This is a genomic window from Paenibacillus sp. GL_099_B (assembly GCF_057835695.1).
Genome location: NZ_CM174430.1, coordinates 6,019,839 through 6,040,767 on the forward strand (window position 1 = coordinate 6,019,839; position 20,929 = coordinate 6,040,767).

General features: G+C 47.1%; 15 protein-coding genes and 1 riboswitch. Of the genes, 3 read left to right on the forward strand and 12 right to left on the reverse strand.

The annotated features are described in order from the left end of the window. Positions 1–150: 150 nt before the first annotated feature. The 6 genes from AC3ITG_RS27400 to AC3ITG_RS27425 all read right to left on the reverse strand — a co-directional run bounded on the left by AC3ITG_RS27400 (position 151) and on the right by AC3ITG_RS27425 (position 8,884). Entirely contained in the window at positions 151–1,776 is a 1,626-nt protein-coding gene (locus AC3ITG_RS27400; protein WP_413373622.1) for an ABC-F family ATP-binding cassette domain-containing protein, read from the reverse strand. A 215-nt stretch (positions 1,777–1,991) separates the two neighbouring features. Further along, complete coding sequence (locus AC3ITG_RS27405; protein ID WP_489251913.1) at positions 1,992–3,056, reverse strand: MBL fold metallo-hydrolase; 1,065 nt, start codon at positions 3,054–3,056, stop codon at positions 1,992–1,994. A gap of 70 nt (positions 3,057–3,126) precedes the next feature. Beyond that, on the reverse strand, positions 3,127–3,324 hold the full coding sequence (cydS, locus tag AC3ITG_RS27410) for a cytochrome bd oxidase small subunit CydS family protein (RefSeq protein WP_413373624.1): 198 nt from the start codon (positions 3,322–3,324) through the stop codon (positions 3,127–3,129). An 8-nt stretch (positions 3,325–3,332) separates the two neighbouring features. Next, on the reverse strand, positions 3,333–4,367 hold the full coding sequence (locus AC3ITG_RS27415; protein WP_489251914.1) for a cytochrome d ubiquinol oxidase subunit II: 1,035 nt from the start codon (positions 4,365–4,367) through the stop codon (positions 3,333–3,335). Beyond that, positions 4,364–5,710 carry a cytochrome ubiquinol oxidase subunit I gene (locus AC3ITG_RS27420; RefSeq protein ID WP_489251915.1) on the reverse strand — a complete coding sequence of 449 codons (1,347 nt, stop codon included), beginning with the start codon at positions 5,708–5,710 and terminating at the stop codon, positions 4,364–4,366. Before AC3ITG_RS27420 ends, AC3ITG_RS27415 begins: the two co-directional genes overlap by 4 nt. A gap of 327 nt (positions 5,711–6,037) precedes the next feature. Then, entirely contained in the window at positions 6,038–8,884 is a 2,847-nt protein-coding gene (locus AC3ITG_RS27425; RefSeq protein WP_489251916.1) for an ATP-binding protein, read from the reverse strand. Positions 8,885–9,228: 344 nt separating this feature from the next. Here AC3ITG_RS27425 and AC3ITG_RS27430 point away from each other — a divergent pair, with 344 nt between their 5' ends. Continuing rightward, positions 9,229–9,927 carry a response regulator transcription factor gene (locus AC3ITG_RS27430; RefSeq protein ID WP_413373628.1) on the forward strand — a complete coding sequence of 233 codons (699 nt, stop codon included), beginning with the start codon at positions 9,229–9,231 and terminating at the stop codon, positions 9,925–9,927. 40 nt (positions 9,928–9,967) lie between these two features. Here the strand turns inward: AC3ITG_RS27430 and AC3ITG_RS27435 are convergent, their stop codons facing one another. Next, entirely contained in the window at positions 9,968–10,408 is a 441-nt protein-coding gene (locus AC3ITG_RS27435) for a hypothetical protein (RefSeq protein WP_489251917.1), read from the reverse strand. A gap of 225 nt (positions 10,409–10,633) precedes the next feature. On the opposite strand from AC3ITG_RS27435, the gene AC3ITG_RS27440 reads away from it, so the two are divergent. Next, positions 10,634–11,776 carry a virulence factor gene (locus AC3ITG_RS27440; protein WP_489251918.1) on the forward strand — a complete coding sequence of 381 codons (1,143 nt, stop codon included), beginning with the start codon at positions 10,634–10,636 and terminating at the stop codon, positions 11,774–11,776. A gap of 142 nt (positions 11,777–11,918) precedes the next feature. Continuing rightward, a riboswitch (Lysine riboswitch) is annotated at positions 11,919–12,136 on the forward strand. Positions 12,137–12,252: 116 nt separating this feature from the next. Continuing rightward, positions 12,253–13,719, forward strand: a complete 1,467-nt coding sequence (locus AC3ITG_RS27445; protein ID WP_413373631.1) for an amino acid permease — start codon at positions 12,253–12,255, stop codon at positions 13,717–13,719. 167 nt (positions 13,720–13,886) lie between these two features. Here the strand turns inward: AC3ITG_RS27445 and AC3ITG_RS27450 are convergent, their stop codons facing one another. The 5 genes from AC3ITG_RS27450 to AC3ITG_RS27470 all read right to left on the reverse strand — a co-directional run bounded on the left by AC3ITG_RS27450 (position 13,887) and on the right by AC3ITG_RS27470 (position 20,859). Beyond that, positions 13,887–15,014 (reverse strand): transglutaminase domain-containing protein, encoded by a 1,128-nt coding sequence (locus tag AC3ITG_RS27450; protein WP_413373632.1) that lies wholly within the window; start codon positions 15,012–15,014, stop codon positions 13,887–13,889. A gap of 199 nt (positions 15,015–15,213) precedes the next feature. Beyond that, on the reverse strand, positions 15,214–17,613 hold the full coding sequence (locus AC3ITG_RS27455; protein ID WP_489251919.1) for a YcdB/YcdC domain-containing protein: 2,400 nt from the start codon (positions 17,611–17,613) through the stop codon (positions 15,214–15,216). Positions 17,614–17,815: 202 nt separating this feature from the next. Further along, positions 17,816–18,766 (reverse strand): alpha/beta hydrolase, encoded by a 951-nt coding sequence (locus AC3ITG_RS27460; RefSeq protein WP_413373635.1) that lies wholly within the window; start codon positions 18,764–18,766, stop codon positions 17,816–17,818. 155 nt (positions 18,767–18,921) lie between these two features. Beyond that, the gene (locus tag AC3ITG_RS27465; protein ID WP_413373637.1) at positions 18,922–19,554 is read right to left on the reverse strand and encodes a bifunctional 4-hydroxy-2-oxoglutarate aldolase/2-dehydro-3-deoxy-phosphogluconate aldolase; all 633 of its coding nucleotides are present in this window, start codon (positions 19,552–19,554) and stop codon (positions 18,922–18,924) included. 234 nt (positions 19,555–19,788) lie between these two features. Beyond that, positions 19,789–20,859, reverse strand: coding sequence for a glycosyltransferase (locus AC3ITG_RS27470; protein ID WP_489254538.1), 1,071 nt, complete (start codon positions 20,857–20,859; stop codon positions 19,789–19,791). Between the last annotated feature and the right edge of the window lie 70 nt (positions 20,860–20,929).

Genomic DNA, 20,929 nt, shown 5'->3' on the forward strand with positions numbered 1-20,929 from the left:
ATGAGAGTTTCTATGGTTACAGGATCACCCTGTATGACCAAAAAAAGAACCGCAAGCCTCCTCTGGAGAGCTTGCGGTTCTTTTTTCACTTTATAAAAACAAACAGTTTAACCATGTTAACAATACTCGATGTAAACAGATTAGCTTATCTTAAGCCTCTACTGGGTACATTTTGTTACGCAATTCTTTAATTTCGTCACTTTCCAGATACTCATCATAGCTCATTTGGCGATCAATGATGCCGTTTGGCGTGATTTCGATAATCCGGTTAGAAATGGTTTGAATGAACTGATGGTCATGCGATGTAAACAGCATGGTGCCGTCAAAATCAATCATACCGTTGTTCAGTGCGGTAATTGACTCCAGATCCAAGTGATTCGTTGGCTCATCCAGAATCAGAGCATTGGCGCCAGTTTGCATCATTTTCGCCAGCATACAGCGAACTTTCTCGCCTCCGGAGAGTACACTTGCTTTCTTCAGGGATTCCTCTCCTGAGAATAGCATACGACCCAAGAATCCACGCAGGTACGTTTCATCCTGATCTTTGGAATATTGACGAAGCCAGTCCACGAGGCTCATATCTACTCCGTCAAAATATTTGGAGTTATCTTTCGGGAAATAAGCCTGGGTTGTGGTAATACCCCAAGTGTATTCGCCACCATCTGCTTCCGTTTCACCCATAAGGATATCAAATAACAACGATTTGGCATTGCCATTCGGGCCAACAAAGGCAATTTTATCCCCTTTATTCACTACAAAACTGAGATCATTCAGCATGTTCACACCATCAATCGACTTGCTGATACGATCTACGGTTAACAATTGTTTACCTGCTTCACGCTCAGGTTTGAAGTTAATGAATGGATATTTACGGTTCGATGGACGAAGGTCATCCAGCGTAATTTTGTCGAGCTGTTTCTTACGCGAAGTCGCTTGCTTCGATTTGGAAGCATTCGCAGAGAAACGTTGGATAAAGGCTTGCAGCTCTTTAATCTTCTCTTCTTTTTTCTTATTGGCATCACGTTGCAGAGCAAGTGCCAATTGGCTGGACTCGTACCAGAAGTCATAGTTTCCTACGTACAGCTGGATTTTACCAAAGTCGATATCCGCAATGTGCGTACATACTTTATTCAGGAAGTGACGGTCATGGGATACGACAATAACAGTACCTTCATAGTCCATCAAGAAGTTCTCCAGCCACTGAATGGATTCGAGATCCAAGTGGTTGGTAGGCTCATCGAGCAGCAGGTTGTTTGGACGACCAAACAATGCTTGTGCAAGCAGGACACGAACTTTTTCGTTTCCGCTCAGTTCTACGATCTTCTTCTCATGCATGTCACGGTCAATACCAAGACCAATCAGTAGTGCTGCTGCATCCGGCTCTGCATCCCAACCGTTCAACTCGGCAAATTCACCTTCAAGCTCGCCGGCACGCAGGCCGTCTGCTTCCGTAAAATCTGATTTGGCATACAGCGCATCTTTCTCTTTCATAATGGCATAGAGGCGACTGTGGCCCATAATTACCGTTTCGAGCACTTGAAATTCATCATATTCAAAGTGGTTTTGCTTCAATACGGCCATGCGTTCGCCCGGGGTGATGTGCACCTCTCCCGAGTTCGATTCAATTTCACCGGACAAAATTTTCAAGAACGTTGATTTGCCGGCTCCATTGGCGCCGATCAGGCCGTAACAGTTGCCTGGCGTGAATTTGATATTCACATCTTCAAAAAGTGCACGTTTTCCGTAGCGAAGCGTGATGCCGCTTGTACTGATCATTAAGCATACCATCCTTTATTTAATATTCTGCATACTGCATGAATAGCAACTTGCATTAATCATGGATTCAATATCCCGAAGCCTATTCTGGCACCATATTATAACACAAAAAAGCGGCAAATTCGAAAATTGGCCGCTTTTTAATCGTTAAAGATTTGGTAAATGTACTGTTCATGCGGGTATACCCTTACATTAGCATATCTGGATCACTTTTGTTAGTCTTGTTTACTTTTCTCGTGCCGGATGCGGAGCGTCTCGCCATGTCCCAGTACCCGAATACGTTCGGCGTTGATTCCCAGTCTTTCTCGTTCCACGTCCATTCGATCGAGTGCTTCCTTGGGTGTGTCATCCGCCAGCTTAAATGTTCCATAATGCATAGGGACCATAAGCTGGGAACCCGTTTCTACAAATCCCTGCAACGCTTCTTCCGGCGTCACATGCTGGGATGTCATAAACCATTCTGGATCGTACGCTCCGATTGGCATCAGGGTGACACCGATATCGAAGCGTTCACCGATCGTTTTAAATCCCTGAAAGTATCCTGTATCTCCTACAAAATAAATAACCGGCGGGCCGCCATTAGGATGATCAGCCGATGCCTCTATTGGATCATCCGTTCCTTCTGCTCGGGAATTTTCATGATCATGATTTTCGCTCATCGCAGCACTCTCCTCAGACGGAATGACTGCCGGGTGATTCTGCTCGAATACATAACCGCCCCAATGGGACGTGTTGGTATCAAATAAGGTTCGGCGCGTCCAGTGCTGCGCAGGTACAAAGGTTATTTTGACACCGCCAAGCGTAATATGTTCCCACCATTTCATCTCATGACACCGATGGAATCCTTTGCGCACCATTTTGCGTTTGAGACCATCGGGAACAATGAGCAGCGTCTTGGCTGTGACCAACTTCCGCAGCGATGCGAGATGCAAATGATCATAGTGGGAATGTGAGATCAGAATGACATCCAAAGGTGGAATATCCTGAATCGGAATGCCAGGGGCACCGAGCCTGCGCTGAAATCCCATTTTCTCGGCCCAGACCGGGTCTGTCACGATATTTAGTCCATTATATTGAATAAAGAACGTGGAATGCCCGATCCAGGTAATCGTTGTTTCAGCCCGGTTGGCGTGCAGGTAATCCAGTTCAGGTGGGTGCTTGGGCACGATGTAGGAATAATCCTTAACTTTGCTGCGCCGTTGCTCCCTCCATTGCTTGAATTCCTTCAGCGTTTTGTCCGTACTTACATTATCAATGTTGTTATAACGGATTTTCGGCATGAAAGGGCCCTCCTCCCTCCTCGTATCTTAACAAAAGATTACCCGGAATTGGAAAGTACGTACCAACGAATCAATCCTTTGGATTTGTGCACTTCGCCAAGTAGACGAACAAAAACGCAATTGCAGCCACGATGATCAGTGGTGGGGCGTACATAATCGTAAAGGTCTCAAAAAAACTTAATCCCGTTATACCCGGAATACCTGTCACTCCCGCGTCAGAGCTGAAAAACAACCGTGGAAGCATGATGAACAGCATGTTGGGAAGCATGAACGGACTCATCCTTTCTTTTTGCCAGCATTACCCCGCACATAATTGGCATCAAACAGAAACAGCTTCATAATGAGCACGAGTGAAGGAATGAGCACCAGCAATCCCAGGCTGAACGCCGTAATGAGCGCAATACCCATCGTCTTGTTCGTAAAGCTGTCGTATATATTAATGTACGGATACAGAATGTATGGAAGATGTGAGCGCCCATAGCCGTACCAGGCAAAGGAAAACTGCAGCATGACGGCGATAAAGCACCAGCCCAAATATTTACGTTTCCATATTAGCGAGACGGCGATCACAAAACAGATAAAAGATGCGATAAACATCCATGAGATATTCAACATCTGCTCAAAGTGTGCAGGATTCTGTTTGTTAATTTGCAAAAATGCCAGAAAGCTGGCGAAGATCGTAGGCAGGCTCCATAGGAGCGCATACTCTCGAAGAACTTCAAACGCAGTCTCATCCTCCGCCCGCTTGGCATAGTAGGAAAGAAACATCGCTGAGATATACAGCACACTTACCAGAGCAAGCAATACAACAGACCAGGTATACGGATTCGTCAGAAACTCACGCCAGCGAAAAAATACCTGATCACCTACCTCCTCAATAATTCCACCTTCGGATATCGCCAAAATGGTGGAAAACACCGCCGGGATCAGCAATCCCGTCGCTCCGTACAATGCCATGTAGATTCGGCTGTTCTGCCCATGATTCCCATAGGTATTATAGGCGTAATACACGCCCCGAATCGCAAGCAGCACAATGGCCAATGAACCTGGAACAAGCAACGCTGTCCCATAATAAAAAGCGCTATCCGGATAAAATCCGACCAGACCGACAACAAAAAAGATCAGAAACACATTCGTCACTTCCCACACGGGTGAGAGATAGCGCTGAATAATGTTATGGATTTTGTTCTCGTGTCCGCTTAGTATGCTGTAAAAGCTGAAAAATCCGGCTCCAAAATCAATTGAAGCCACGATCAGATAACCAAACAGAAACGTCCACAAGATCGCGATGCCCGCTATTTCAAAGCTCAATGCACGATCCCTCCTTCCAGACCGAGAGACTCCAGTTCCTTCTCTGCTTCCTTGTTACGGAACAGCTTGCTGAGTACCCGAATCGCTGAAAAGCAAAGGATCAGGTACAGCAGTATAAACAGAACCAGCATCCAGCCTACGGAGGATGATGTTGTTGCTGCTTCCGACACCTTCATGTAACCGCGCAATATCCAGGGCTGTCTGCCGACCTCGGCGAACATCCAGCCCAGCTCAATGGCAATCATGGCCAGTGGCCCAAGCAGGACGATGCCGAGCAAGAGCCATTTGGGATAAGGCTTGCGCCCCGGCAGCCAGCGCCGGAACACATAGAGCACCGGAATCAGCAGAATGATCACGCCGGTCGTTACTTTCAGGTCAAACATATAGTGAATGGACAACGGCGGCCTCAGATCGGCCGGAAATTCTTCCAGCCCTTTCACTTCCGTGTCGGGTCTATTTCCCGCCAGTATGCTGAGTGCATAGGGAATCTCAATGGCGTATTTCACTTCATTGTTCTCGTCAAGAATCCCCCCATAGACCAGCGGCGCCTTTGTCATCGTTTTGAAATGCCACTCTGCGGCAGCCAGCTTCTCCGGCTGGTATTTCGCCAGAAATTTACCGGAAGAATCTCCGATCATGACGGTGCTGACCGCAAATACGAGCGCACATACCGTTGTGAGTTTAAGTGCCTTTTTGTAATACACATGATCCCTACCCCGAAGCAAGCTGAATGCGGCGATGCCTGCCAATATACCCGCACTCAATGTGTATGACGAGGCGAGCACGTGGGATACCTTGGTCGGGGTAGCCGGGTTCAACATCGCAGCAATTGGATGGATGTCCTTCATGATGCCATTAATCAGGGTAAACCCCTGAGGCTGGTTCATAAAAGAATTCACCGTTGTAATGAATATCGCAGAGGCAGAGGAACCTAGTGCCACCGGAATCAGCAGCAGCATATGGGTATATTTCTTTTTGAAACGGTCCCATGTGTAGAGGTAAATGCCAAGAAAGATCGCCTCCACAAAAAAGGCGAACGTCTCCATAAACAGCGGCAGGGCAATCGCCTGCCCCGCTACTCGCATAAACATCGGCCACAGCAGGCTGAGCTGTAAACCGATTGAGGTGCCTGTAACCACACCAACGGCAACGGTAATGACAAAACCTCGCGCCCATCTGCGCGCCAGTAAGGTGTAATGGATATCATTGGTGCGCAGTCCGCGCCATTCAGCCAAGGCGATCATGAGTGGAACGCCTACACCGATGGAAGCAAAAATGATGTGCACAAACAGGGTAAGACCGGTCAGTATCCGGCTGAGCAGAACAGGATCCAGGGATGACATGGGGTTACACTCCTCTTTCACATAATCGTTATGTACGACTTCATACCACCTGTGTGATGAAATGCCTCAATAACTCATGATCCGGATAATACTTTTGACAACGGCATACAGCACGATCACGGCTGCGACCAGGCAGACGATAATAAGGGTTTTCTCTTGTTTACGGAACATAGACCGGCCGTCCTCCTTTTGCATGGAATGCAAATTATGGCTCTGTAGACAGTTTGCAAAAGAAGTTGTTTTTTTATCCGGGGAATTTTGAAAAACAAAAAAAGCCTTTATCTATTTCAGGATGAAAGCATCCTATTAGATAAGACTTCTCTTGCCTTACAAGAGTTCGTCCTGCTTGGGCAATCGAACCTTGAACGTACTTCCTTTGTGCGGCGCGGATATAAAGGTAAGCGTTCCCTGGTGATCCTCTACAATTTTCCGCGAAATGTAAAGCCCCAGTCCAGTCCCGCCAATCTGACGATGATCCGAATTGTCCACACGATAAAACTTCGTAAACAGCAGGTCCTGCATGTTCTCTGGAATACCTATTCCATAATCACGTACATCGATACATAACCATTCTTTTTCTTCCCACAGCGTAATATCGATTCGGTCTGCTCCAGGTGAGTACTTGACTGCATTGCCAACCAAATTATGCAGTACCTGAACCATCCGGTTCTGGTCCGCGTAAGCAAAAAAGTCTCCATTAAACGCATGTACATAGATGCGCTGAATGGATTGCATATTCCATTGCTCAGCAACACCCTCAACCAACTCAAGCAACGGTACATACGTCTTGTGGTAGGTCATGCCTTCATTGTCCAGACGTTGAATATCAAGTACATCATCCAGCAGACTACTCAGCCGTGCGCCTTCCGAAGAAATGGTTTCCATGAACTCCTGACGCTGCGAAGTGGGAAGGTCATACATCATCATTAGTTCCACATAGCCCATAATGGTCGCTACAGGGGTACGAAGCTCATGCGACACCACACTGATCAGTTCGTTTTTCATCCGATTCAGGCGTTCTTCCTCCGTACGATCGCGGAACACCAAAAGAAATCCATGGTTTTTACCGGGAACATCCATTTGCTTCATGTACAGGGAAAACACACTCTTTTCCACATCATTGAATATAAACTCAGTCTCAACAAAGGCCAGTTCTCCGTTCAGAAAAGCACGAGTCTGCTCCACCAAATTGAACTCGGCGGTTAACACCAGAGTATCAATTGCATTGGCTAAGTCTTCGATGGATCTGCCCGAAAAATCTCCGAGGCCAAACATTTCTTCAATCCTTCTGTTAACTATCGTGATGGTGCCAGAACGATCAGACATGACCAGACCTTCCCGAACGGATTCAATGAAATGCTCGCTGATATCCCGCTGTTCCTGAATAGCAACTTTTTCATGAAACAGCTCCGCATTCAGCTTCTCCAGAGCCAGCGCATGACGTACACGGTCTTCTTCAGCCCTTGTCCGCTCGGTAATATCCTTAATAAATAAGTTATAGAGCGTCTCGTTATTGCCCAACTGAATTTCTACTATTTTGTACTCAATTGGAAAAACCGAACCGTCCCGGCGGATGCCTGAAATCTCTTCGACAATGACATGCCGTTTACCCCGAATATACTCGCATTGATTCAGCATTTCCTTGATTTCCATGCAGCTCGCTCCCTGAAAAAGGGAAGGGGCCTCCTTCTCGAATACAACTTCTTCCCGTTTCAGTCCAAACATTCTTTCGGCTTCGGGATTGAACTCGATAATCAGTCCGTTTGAATCCACAGAAATAATAGCATCAATAGATGAATCAATAATTGCTCGTTTGATCTCCTCACTATTCTTCAGCTCTTTGGTTCGTTCTCTGACTCTGTCTTCCAGCGTAAGCTTGTCCTGACGTATTTGCTCAAATTGTTCAAGGAGCACATCGGCCATTTTGCGCAAATTGCCAATCAGAATCTGTACTTCGGTGACGTGGCTGGTCGGCCAATCCATCTTGCCATTACGAAATAACAGTCTTGGAAGGGAACCTGTCATCCGTGTGAGGCGTTTCATTGGACTTACGACTTTCTTGCTGAGCGGAGCAGCCACAATCATAGAAGCCACGAAAATGATAAACAGAGATTGAAGCGTAGTCAGATAGATCGACTCAATCCGTGTATAATAGTTGGCTGAGTCAGTCTCAACGAATACCCTGTATGGTGTACTTGTTGTCATATCCGCTTCATACATGAACGATGCCTGTTTCCAGTGAGTAAGCACATCGCTATAATAAGCATCCCCGGAATGGAATAGTATGCTGTTCTCCCCTGGCTTGAGAAAACGATATTTGTTGATATCCAGGTATTCCCCCACTGGAAGTGTATCAAGCCCTGAAGCAATGACCTTATCATTCGGATCGAGAATGATGACGTTCACATCCAATAGATGATGGTAACGCTCCATACTTTGATGCATGTTCTCCTCGGTTAGATATTGTTCATTCAAATCCTTGATCACAGCATTCGCAGCATGTTTTAGATTAGAAACGATAGTGTTATTGATCTGACCTAGTTGTCTGCGACTATCGGCCGATAACAGAACCAGAGAGACAACGACTACAAAGGCTACGACGTATTTAAAAGCAATTCGTGTGAGCGGAATGGTTCCTGTTCGTTTCGACTTCAGCTCGCCATTTGTAATCCAGAAGTCCACCACAATACCTGCAATCAGTGCATTAACCATGCTGGTCACAGCGACATGCATATAGGTATATTTTAATTCTTCAAGATTCATGCCCGTAATGAAATATCCGTAACAGGTCACTGGCAATAACATCACGACCCAGAATGCAGCATTGGCCTTCATGACACTTCCATTCTTCCATCGGATCTGCCATCCCAGCATCCAGATTAATTCAATAGTATGAGCGCCAATCATAAAAAAACTATTTGGGACTAGACCCGCGAATAACACACCCAAGGTACAGATTGCTATCAAAGTAGTGAATCCGTATATGGCTCCATGTAAGCGCAAGGCAATAAAAGTTGCGGCTGTACCAAACAAGAGCTGTACCCCGTAAAAAAGAGTCAACGGAAATATCGTTCCCAGCGTACCCAGGATAATAAGTATAGCCGTACCCAACCACGGAATACGGAGTTTGATTACCATCCACTCCAACACCTTGTTTACTCTTATGTAGTCCACAGGCAGCCGTCCTTATGATTGATTTCTATGTTTGCATTCAACAACAACGTTGGTACCTCCTATGGATTAAAGCTCGTAAGAGCTACTTTATTTCCCTCAAACCGTTCTGATACATTATACTGTAATTACTACTCAACGCAGCTTTGGGAAATTTTGAATGATCGGCAAATGACCTTCATTCATGGTAAAATACTGAAGTTTGGCTTCAAATCTATAGAACTTACTACATATGCATCCTATATTCTGGAATACAAACATTAAAATTTTTGCAGCATTTCCACACAAATCACGCCATTTTTTTAGAAGTTTCTTAACAAATTCATTTCATCAGGAGTGTGACCTCAATGTCTATCAAAGTTCTTCTTATAGAAGATGAGAAAAATCTGGCCGACATGATTGCTTTCTTTCTTGAGGAGGAGGGTTACATAACTGAATGGGTTCATCATGCACGCGAAGCACTTCAACTTTTCCCACGATTCCAGCCCGATATTGTAGTGACTGACTTGATGCTGCCTGAAACAGACGGTAATGATCTGGTTGATGCGTTTCGCCAGCACTCGACTGTGCCCATATTGATGATCTCGGCCAGCACCATGCTGAATGATCGGCTCCGAGCATTACACAATGGTGCGGATGATTTTCTTTGTAAACCCTTTAGTCTGAAAGAGCTTGATGCGCGTATTAAGGCATTACTGCGCAGATCCGCTATCTCCTACCCGGACAAACCGATAAAAGAGGATAAACCTGCTGAAGTTGTCGGACATGTCAGTGTGAATGAGTACAGAAGAACCTTGTTTGTGAATGGCATTGAAATTGAGGTCACTCATATTGAGTTTGAAATTATGAAGGAGTTGTACCGAAATCCCGGCAAAGTGTTCACCCGCAATGAACTCATGGATCGAATTAAAGGCTCAGAACGGGCATATCTGGATCGTACAATCGATGTGCACATCTCCAGCCTGCGTAAAAAAATTGAACCCGACCCCAAAAACCCACGGTATATCAAGACGGTTTGGGGAACGGGATATAAATACGTCATTTAGTACACGCCGAAATGAAATAATGGCTCATGTCCTCACTCTGTCATCGTCTCATCGACTGGGTTGAGGGCTGAGCTGTTTTTGTTTTGTATGCAAAAGAATGCAGCCACCGCTGGATTTCCACGATCAGCCTATCTGGTTCTTTCTCTTGCCAGAGGATCATCTTCATCAGACCCGTACCGGTAATAAGCTGCAAATGGCGCTTGCGAATCAGGGATTGGAAATCCGTAATCACCAGTAAAGGAATCTGAGGCATAAATGCCCGAATGGCATTTGCTGCTGAAACGGCTTGCCCGGCGTCCTGATAATCGATAATACAATATCGAGCTGTGCCCCATTCCGAGCCAGCCTCGCTTTCCACGTTCCTTTCTTTTTTAACTGCGGACTCCCTCTGCTCGTCTGTTATCCATTCATTCAACAATTCAATCATATTGTCATAATCAATACCACGACTTCCGTCCGAAAGTACGGTAATGGGTTCCATAGTTATAACCTCCAGTTCATTCTCTCTTCTTATTGTGCCAATCTTCATTTAAAAATGTTCGTGTGTGAACATAAAAGAAGTGTTAACTATCTTCGTACCTCTTCACAAACTGTGTAAGGTTCATTACCCATTTCGCAGTTTGCGGCAATTCATGTAAAATAGGGATATGCCCGTGCTAATTGCGGGAACTTTAAGAATGAATCCGGTACAGGAGGTTATGAACCGATGAATATTGTTTCCATTGAACCAACACCCAGTCCCAATACGATGATGCTGCATCTGGATGAACGTCTGGAGGACGGGATCCGCAGAACATATACACTGGATAACGAACGGTCTGCTCCGGCGTTTATTCGCCAGATGCTTCATATTCCCGGAGTAAAAAGTGTATTCCACACGACCGACTTCGTAGCGCTTGACCGCAAGGGAAATGCGGATTGGTCCGTCATACTTGGCGAAGTTCAAAGTCGTCTCGGGCAGCAAGGAATTGATCTGGACTGGATTGAATCTGAAGACGTCTCTGGTGAACACTTCGGTGAAGCACAGGTATTCGTTCAATTCTTCAGAGGTGTGCCGATGCAAATTCGGGTTAAAGCCGGCGCCAAGGAAGAGCGGATCTCGCTCTCGGATCGGTTCGTCAAAGCGGTTACTGAAGTCGCCAGTGCAACGCTGATCAAGGAACGGAAACTGAGTGATTACGGCGTCCGCTACGGGGAATTGCCTGAAATTGCAAGAGAAGTTGAACAGGAGCTGGAAGCAGCCTATCCGCCAGAGCGTCTGGAACGCGTGATCCAACAAGCCATTGAGCACGGCACTAATTCTGAAGAGTTCGTGGAACGTCGCCGCCAGCTGGATGGTGCCGAGCTTGAAGAAGCTCTGCATAATGAGGACTGGAATGTTCGCTACGCTGCATTTGATGGTATGGAGCCCACAGTAGAACGACTGCCACTCGTTGCCCATGCACTTCATGATAATAAAATGCAGATTCGCCGCCTGGCTGTTGTATATCTTGGGGATATCCGTACACCGGAAGCGATGGAACTGCTGTACGAAGCTCTGCAGGATAGTTCACCTGCTGTACGTCGGACTGCCGGAGATACCCTCTCCGATATCGGTGATCCTGCAGCAACGGCAGCCATGACAGCTACGTTATCCGACAAAAGCAAGCTTGTACGCTGGCGTGCGGCCCGCTTCCTGTACGAAGTGGGAACCGAAGAAGCAGAGCAAGCTCTGCGGAAAGCAGCCGATGACCCGGAGTTTGAAGTCAGCCTGCAAGCCAAAATGGCACTGGAACGGATTGAATCCGGGGAACAGGCAGCCGGAACCGTATGGCAGCAGATGGCTGGGCGTAACAAGACGTCGGAATAGTCCTTTCGATTCATATCCAACAATTGTTATTGCACTGGAATACCATGGGGGTTATACTGATTGTCTGTTTACTAAACAGAACATCGAGTGTTACGTTCTGTGATTTATAATTTCATAGACAATAGATACACCTCATCCATGATGATGAGGTAGAGGTCGCGGGTGCGATCAGTACGCTGAAGGAGGCGCTAAGGAGCCGCTTATGAATTCAGCCGAAAGGTGCACCCGCCGAAGCCCGCAGGACGGTTCCTTACGTTGTCCAGCGCGGCTGGGGCTGTTGCCGAAAGGTGCAGAACTGTCACAGATGTATGATGCCTTCCTCGGAGGGTATGATTTCATCTGTGTTGAGCTATCTTAAACATTTGGGACGAGGTGCGGACGATCGATAATAAAGACCGCAGGCTAATGCCTGCGGTCTTTTGTGTTATTTTCCATTGTTCTGAACCCATTAGTACGCTGAAAGAAGGAGTGTTTCCATGCAAGACCGCAACAACCAAACCACAACAGGACCCACCCTGAAAAAAGGACTACGTGCACGACATATGACCATGATTGCACTTGGTGGATCCATTGGTACAGGACTGTTCCTCGCTAGCGGCACCGCCATCTCCACTGCCGGACCCGGCGGTGCACTGATTGCTTACGTTGCCGTCGGCATCATGGTCTTCTTTCTAATGACCAGTCTCGGAGAACTGGCTACCTTCATGCCCGACTCCGGTTCATTCAATACGTATGCGGCCCGCTTTGTCGATCCGGCCCTTGGGTTCGCCATGGGCTGGAACTTCTGGTACAACTGGGCAGTCACCATTGCGGCAGAGCTCGCTGCCGCAACCGTACTCATCAAATACTGGTTCCCTGACAGTTCATCCATGTTGTGGAGTCTGTTATTTCTTGTATTAATCTTTGCCCTGAATGTGTTGTCCGTTAAAGGGTATGGAGAGTCGGAATACTGGTTCGCCATTATCAAAGTCGCTACAGTTATCATCTTCCTTACCGTTGGTGTGCTCATGATCTTCGGCATTATCGGGGGAGAAGCGGTGGGGTTCAGTAACTTTACTGTAGGGGACGCACCATTCCATGGCGGATTCTTCGCGGTTCTCGGTGTATTTATGGCTGCTGGGTTCTCTTTTCAGGGAACAGAGCTCATTGGTGTCGCAGCCGGTGAGAGCGAAAATCCGCGTGAAAATGTCCCTCGTGCTATTCGGCAAGTGTTCTGGCGTATTCTGATCTTCTACATTCTGGCGATTACAGTCATCAGTCTGATCATTCCTTACACACATCCGAATCTGCTTAAAGGTGATCTGAACAACATCGGAGTTAGTCCGTTTACCCTTGTCTTTGAAAAAGCGGGTCTGGCCATTGCTGCTTCCGTCATGAATGCCGTTATTCTGACTTCTGTACTGTCTGCCGGGAATTCAGGCATGTACGCTTCAAGTCGTGTCCTGTATGCTCTTGCCCGGGATGGCAAAGCGCCTCGCTTCCTGGGTCGGTTGAACAAAAAGGGCATTCCAATGAATGCCCTTCTCTTGACCACAGCGGTGGGTATGCTCGCTTTTCTAGCCTCCCTTTTCGGTGATGGTATTGTATACACCTGGCTGCTTAATGCATCTGGTATGTGTGGCTTTATCACCTGGCTTGGTATTGCCATCAGCCATTATCGCTTCCGCCGTGCCTATGTGGCCCAAGGTCGGGATCTGAACGATCTGCCCTACCGTGCACGCTGGTTCCCATTTGGTCCGATCTTTGCTTTTGTGTTATGTATCATCGTAATTATTGGACAAAACTATCAGGCGTTCACGGGCGATCAGATCGATTGGAGCGGTGCCCTCGTCGCTTACTTGAGCGTTCCGCTGTTCCTGATCTTATGGCTGGGTTATAAATTCATTAAGAAAACAAAAGTTGTACCATTACAGGAATGTGATTTTACAACAACAAACGAATAACGATATTGCACAGGCATCCTTCTTTCCACTGGAGAGAAGGATGCCTTTTTGGTTCGTCCAAGTTTCGAGATAGCTATCATCCACGCAAAAAAAGAACGCTCATCCACGAGCGTCCTTGTTCACCATAAGGTGTGTCCTATTATAATCATTCATAAAAAGTCTGCTGTTCACATGGTCCAAGTAATCTTCACACGCAGATCGACGGTATCCTCCATGTTGGACACGTAATACGATATCGACTTCATGCCAAGCTGATACAAATCCTGCAAATCCTCTACTAGTCCTGTCTCAGTACCCTTGTATCTGAAAGTCAGCGAGGTTCCGCCATCCTTGAGCGCACTCTGAACTTTTGTTTTCAGAGCGGAATGACCACTAACCGCATCACTTTCATCATAGAGCGAATATTCCAGCGTACGATACAGCTTCTGATACGTGGTTGCCTTGCTGCCTCCCGCCTTCACCAAAGTTTGCAAAGCTTCACGATAAGGGGCAGATGCAGCAGGATACTTGCCTTTAGCTGTCCAGACATGGTCACGTGCCATCTCATCATCACTGAGCAAATAATAACTGTGACTTACCTTGCCTTTACGGTCTGGAGTAGGATCGTCCCACGTCGTATCCATATGGTACCACTTGCCATCCAGCTTGACGAGATTCCAGGCGTGTAATTGCTCACCAGCCGTTCCTTCCACAATCCGGTTCTCTATACCCACCTGCTCCAGCATACGATAAGCCAGTAATGAATACCCCTGACATACGGTACTGCCGGTAACAAGTCCATCGTAGGCAGTATATTTCTGCAAGGATGTATCGTAGGAAAGGTTAAGTACAATCCAGTCATGAATGACTTTAACTTTCTCATGATTCGTCATGCCAGGCACGATAATCTCTTTGAGCACGTTGGTCACCTTACGGTTCACATAATCGGTCTGCTCCTTCGTTTCCCGATATGCCAGCTTCACATGCACCTCTGCGGATACATTGGAGCCTTTATAGTTAAATGCGTAACTTTTAACGGTATATTGAATATAAGGATCACTGGTCATTGCTTCGTCAATGGAGCTCTGCAACTGTTTCTTGAGGCCTTTCACATTGCCTTTGTATGTAAAAACAAGTTCCTCCGTACGCTGGGACATCGCATTAAGCAACGTCTCGCGCAGATCCGTATTCGTGGATATGTCCGATGTTCCCGACGCCGCGTACAGCTGATCCAGATCGACCGCATGTGGCAGTGCCACAGCGACGAGACAGCCAGCCAATAGCAGGGTTATCACTCGTTTTCCGTGCTTGCCCATGAAAGGATACCACCTCTCTTTGCAAAGTTCTCATGCCTCATTGTATCACAAAAGGGATTGACGGCAGGCTTCTAGTTTTGTCGAAAAGCATCAAAAGAGACCCTCCGCAGAAGGTCCCTCTGTCTTCATCAAACCAAACCTAACCTACCCGTTATCCTCATCATATGACTCTTCCGGGCATTTATGCAACAAACTCCAATCAATATAAACGATTGCCGCTCATAAAGGTATCCGTCTTACCCTGAAGCTTGGCCAGACGTTCCAATACCTGAGCCGCTTCGGCAACCGTCACTTTGCGTGCAGGCATGAATCGTCCTTCGATTGAAGGCAACAATCCCAGCTTGATGCTGAGGGAGACAGCTCCCTTGTTGTTGACTGCACTGGCATCTGCCAGGTTGGGAAGATCCGATGGCAATGTGTAGAATCCGGCTAATTTCTCATAGCGCAAAATGCGTACGAGCAATACCGCCAGCTCTTCACGAGTCATCTCCTCTTCTGGATTTAGCTTCGTTTCAGAGTCAGCACCCGCTAACCAGCGCTGATCAATCAATGTCCGCACAGCTTGGTAATAAGGGCTCTCCGGGGTAATGTCAGCATATAAATTGCCATCCCCATCTCCACTATAATACATATCCATATTTGGATTAACTGCTCTTGCCAGATAGGTAAACCAATCACCCTTGGTGATGACCCGGTCTGGGAATACACGTCCCTGTTCATCTGGAAGAAGCACTCCATGTTGCACCATGTTCTGAAGGGCTGCTTCAGCGGCATGTCCCGTAATATCACTGGTTGTAACTTGAACTGCTCCAGTGATACTGCCGTACATCGACTTCCATTCTCCCGTGTTGGCATCCAGCACTTCATACGTGATGCTAGTCAACGAACTGTCAGTTCGAGTAGGCATGTAGGCAAGCTTCACACCCACGGGAACGGATTCACTGTTGCCCATGCTGAACCCCCCATAACGAGAGTAGACCAGTACCAATTTGAATTCTTCAAGATAGGTAGCTCTGGCTTTCTCATAGCTGATGGCCGGTTTGACATCCGTCGGCAGCTGTTCTGGCGTTGCAGCAACCAGCGCATAATATTCATTGAGCGTTCCATCATTTGAAACTTGTACCTGAACCGTATCATCCTTAACCAAAATTCCGTTTAGGTACCGTTCGAATATAAATGTTCGTGCATCGTCCAATTCAAGCACCGTTGAAAGTCGGAATTGCTTGCTTGCATCCGGCACAAGTGAGATGACTGTATTGACAGCCAGTTTCTCTGCCTGAGATTTGGTCACGGTCTTGCCCTTCACTTCCATCTCCGGCTTCTCCTGATCCATGCCCGGCATCATGCGCTGATAAATGTTCACACTGTAGATCTGTCCGGTTGCCGCATCAACCTGTGCCGAAATGTCTCTCATAAACATATAAGACACACTTGCATTGCGGTTGCTCCAGCTCAGGCTCCAGACCTGATTGTTTGGACTTGCAAAGCTGCCTTTGGTTAACTGGCTATACTCCAATTGATAACCTTCCGGTATATTAAAACTCTTTTTGACCAGCTTCTCTGCCTGCTGAGCATTCAATTTCGATCCAGTATTCGGTGTAAAAGCAGCTACACTGCCTTTAAGAGGTTTGTCCTTCTGGGAAGCTTCCTGGGCAAGGGATTCACCTGTCAAGCTATTGATTCGATCCAGTGTATCCGCATTTAGTGGAGTAACACTTGAGTTCTTCGGCGTGTACCCCAAGTAATACTTCTGGCCTTTGCGAGAAGAAAATCGTTCTTCGCTAATATAGGCCAGCTGAACATCGAACTGTTCCTCGAACTTCTGCTGAGCCTGCTCCGCTGAAATGGCTGCCTTCGATGATGGATATTCAGCTCCAATCGTAGTTCGTGAATATCCTGTCACCACACCGCTCTGATCCACACTTATGTAGGCTGTTTCCGCCTCGGATACCAAGCCTTCATGTTTCAGTTGGTAGCTGTAAGTATATTCTGTTCGGCCAAATAGGGATTGCTGCGCGTTGTTTATATACCGTTCATCAACGGCAACAAAACCACCTTCCTTCAGATTCGGAATTGCCTTATACAGGAACTCATCTGCCTGCTTTCTCGCTTCGGTTTTCGTTAATTTCGTCTCCGAATCCGAAACCTGCTTTTCCAGCAACTCAGAAGGCAAATGTACACTTAGCACTTCCCCTGTAACCGCATGTACCGTTGCGCTGAATCCAGTGGATCGGTTCCCTTCACGCAGTTCAAATCCGATATCCCACGCCTTATAATCTGGTGGTGGAAAAGAATTCGGTGAATCAAATCGTGCGTATGAAATCGTTGCCTTCTTTAACAATGGAAATAATTTCAGTATATTCTCGCTGGCTTGCTTGGAGGAGATTTTGGCTCCTTCAGGCACCTCGTTGTCTGTTAATCCAAGTTGTTGTTCCGTTTCCCCCGCTGCGGATTCTGTTACCTGTTCCGCTGTCGCTGCCGACGCGCTGCCTGCAAACCCTGGTGTCTGTGATGCCAGAAGCAAAGTTGCCATGGCTGCTGTAGCCGCTTTGGCTGTAAACATTTTGAATCGTACATTAAAATTCCAATCAAAACTCAAATCTGGACCTCTCCCTTCAATTTCATACAAGGATGCATGCAAAATCACCTCGCATGAATATTGCCAGTCTATTCTATGATACCATAAGCTTCCTTTTTAATCGTCATTTTCCCAACAATTTTACAAATGTGAATTTCTGCATATTTTATAGAAACAGCAAAAAACGCCAACAGCGTTGGCGTTTCAACGATCAGCTTGAGCATTAATTGGGCTGAATTTTCTCTATATTGACGTTAGGTATAACAGATTCATTGGACTGAGCCTGCACCTGTACATGAGTTTTCAAAAAAGGAATCACCGTATTCCAGAACACAGGATCTTCTTCTGAACAGCTATGGCCTCCACTATTGACCCATAGATGCTCTACGGGCGGATCCGCTTTAGACATAAAATATTCAAGTTCGCTCGGTGGAATAAAGTTATCACCTTTGGAATGTACCATAAGCATCGGCAGCTGCATTCCCTTGCGCCGTTCATTCAGCAGCATAACTGGATCACGCTGGCGATACGTTTTCAGAGATTCTCCAAGCCGCCAGAACCAGATTCGCGGAATCAGCTGGGCCAGTGGAAACAGAGGCAGACGTCGCCGTCTCAGCTCGGAACTGACAATAACCTCGAATTGGGATGGCATGGAGTCCGTGATCACCGCTGATACAGGAATGCCCTCCGTCACAGCGAGGATCGTCCCTAGTCCGCCTAAGGAGTGCCCAAGCACACCGATTGCAGCAGGATCAATTTCCGGCCGTGACGACGTATATTGCAATGCTGACAGCAGATCGTCGCGGAACAGGTAAGCTGAGGCCGCTTTAACCGGATCACTGGCTCCGTGGCTTCGAACATCGTACATAAAGAGCGCATAACCTGCTTCCCAAATGGGACGTGCATAACGGAGGACCCGGGATCGGTTGGAGCCCCATCCATGTGCAATAATAACCAACGGCCAAGGCTTCGGGACATGAGCTCCAGCCGGAATGAACCAGCCATGCACTCGCCCGCCTCCACTCTCGAAGGTTATATCCTCAAATGGCATGGGCGGTGTGAGCGTAATCGGAATCTTTTTGGGGGTTTGACTCTTCACAGCTGCCTTCCATAAACTACCCGCAGTTACCGCGGCAACAGCAATCATCCCGCCAATCATCGTTTTAGCTTTCACTGGTGTCACTCCTCTCCGTTTTCTGGCCTAACTCCATCATACGACAGCAAGGTTAACAGGACGTTAATCCACATCACTTCTTATATTATCTAATGGTACAGAAGCTCTTCTTATATACCCTGATGTGTCTAATCCACTTCCGTTGGCTTCAAGGTTCAACCCTCGATTTTCGCTATTTCCACAAATGCACGTGTGCAAGCGGCAATCTGCTCATCATTCCCTGCTGCAAGTGCTTCTCGTGGTAAAAGTGCACTTCCAAGGCCCACTGCTGCCGCACCCGCAGCATAATAATCTGCAATGTTATCCAGAGTGGCTCCTCCTGTGGCAAGCAGTGGAATATGATTCAATGGAGCCTTGATTTCACGTAAATACGGAATACCCAGACTCGCCATTGGAAACAGCTTCACCACTCTTGCTCCTGCTTCATAGGCAGCCACAATCTCCGTTGGAGTCATCGCACCGGGCCAGATCTCCACTCCATGTTCTACAGCATATTCAATAACGGACAGATCGACATTCGGAGACACCAGAAATTGAGCACCCGCTGCAACGGCTTCTTTGGCCATCTGCACATTGAGTACCGTGCCCGCCCCGATATAAGCCTTACCCTCATGCCTTGCACGCCAGTCTGCAATAATATCGTGTGCCCCAGGTGTGTTCAGCGTCACTTCCATCAGACGGATTCCCCCATCTGTCATCCCCTGCCCTGCTGCCTGAGCAGATTCCCGGCTAATACCGCGCACAATAGCGACCAGTCTCGATTCCAATAATACTTCCGTCAGATTCATGCCAACTTCCCCTTGTTTCATAGATTCGGCAGCCGAAGACAAGTATTCTTTATCACCGCTTTTCCGTTAGTCACTATTGTAAAGCATATCGTCCCCTGGATGAAATCATTTGATCCAATTTCTTGTAAGAGAGTGTGCATCAAAGTCTCCGATATACACTTAATTGGAAACGCAAAAACCTCTCCATGGAAAAAGGGATTATTCATCCACTTTGTTCCATTAGAGAGGTTTGTTCTAAGCATTTTCCAGTACATTATCCTTCTCCAGATCCTTAAAATACTTATCATTATACAACATGCTGGGATGTGTCGGATGGTATATCAAAGCAATGTCATTGTGCTCTTTGGCTTTTGCTCGATTGCCCATCCGGTCATAACACACACACAATTGTAAATGCGGCATCCATGTCCATGCAGCTTCGTTCAATACAACCATTGGATCAGTCGGGCGTACGGCGCGGGTCGCCTGTTCATACCAGTATAAGGCTTTGCGGTAATCGGTACGATCGGCAAAATATCCACCCAATCGGCAGCAGATCTCTGCCCTCGGCAAATCAAAGGCAAAGGATCTCAGCAATGCCGAGACTTCCTTTTCCGAACGTTCAAGTGCTACCTCACAATCAGCTATCTTCTGGCATGCTGCAATCTGATCCTCGACCCATCCCAGCCCGGTGTCCAGAAATTTTCCATAGTATTGTACTGCATCTTCAAGATGCCCGTGGTCTCTCAGTTCATTGCCAAAATAATATAAATCACGCGGAGAGAATTCCTCCCCTGCCTGTTCGCGTTTACGATAAATCTTTAGATTGCGGTCCGTGTATTCCTTGTCTTTCTTATGCGTGACTGCCACGTCACTATGCAGCAGATGACCGGTCACTTCCAGATATTCATGCACTGCACCAATCCAGCGATAATTCCGATCCCGGCGCACCAGCCGGTTCCGCCTCAGACTATATGCCACCTGTCCCTCCGCCGTAAAGGACAGATGATAATCCATCGTAACACTATCCACAGCGGGGTCCAGGGAACGCTTCAGTTCAATGAGCTTCACCCGGTCATCCGGTTCAAACACATCATCTGCATCCAGCCATAGTATATATTCACTTTTTGCTTGTTCAAAGGCAAAGTTCCGTGCTGCCGCAAAATCATCCACCCACTCAAAATCAACAATGCGTTCCGTATAACGAGCCGCGATCTGACGCGTCTGGTCCGTCGAACCCGTATCTACGATCACAATCTCGTCAGCAATCCCATTAACCGAATCCAGACATCTGGCAAGGGAAGCCTCTTCATTTTTCACAATCATACACAGCGAAATACTGATCGATTCCTCTCCGCGTATGGCTCTGCGATTAAAAGCAGCTACTCCCGGCAAT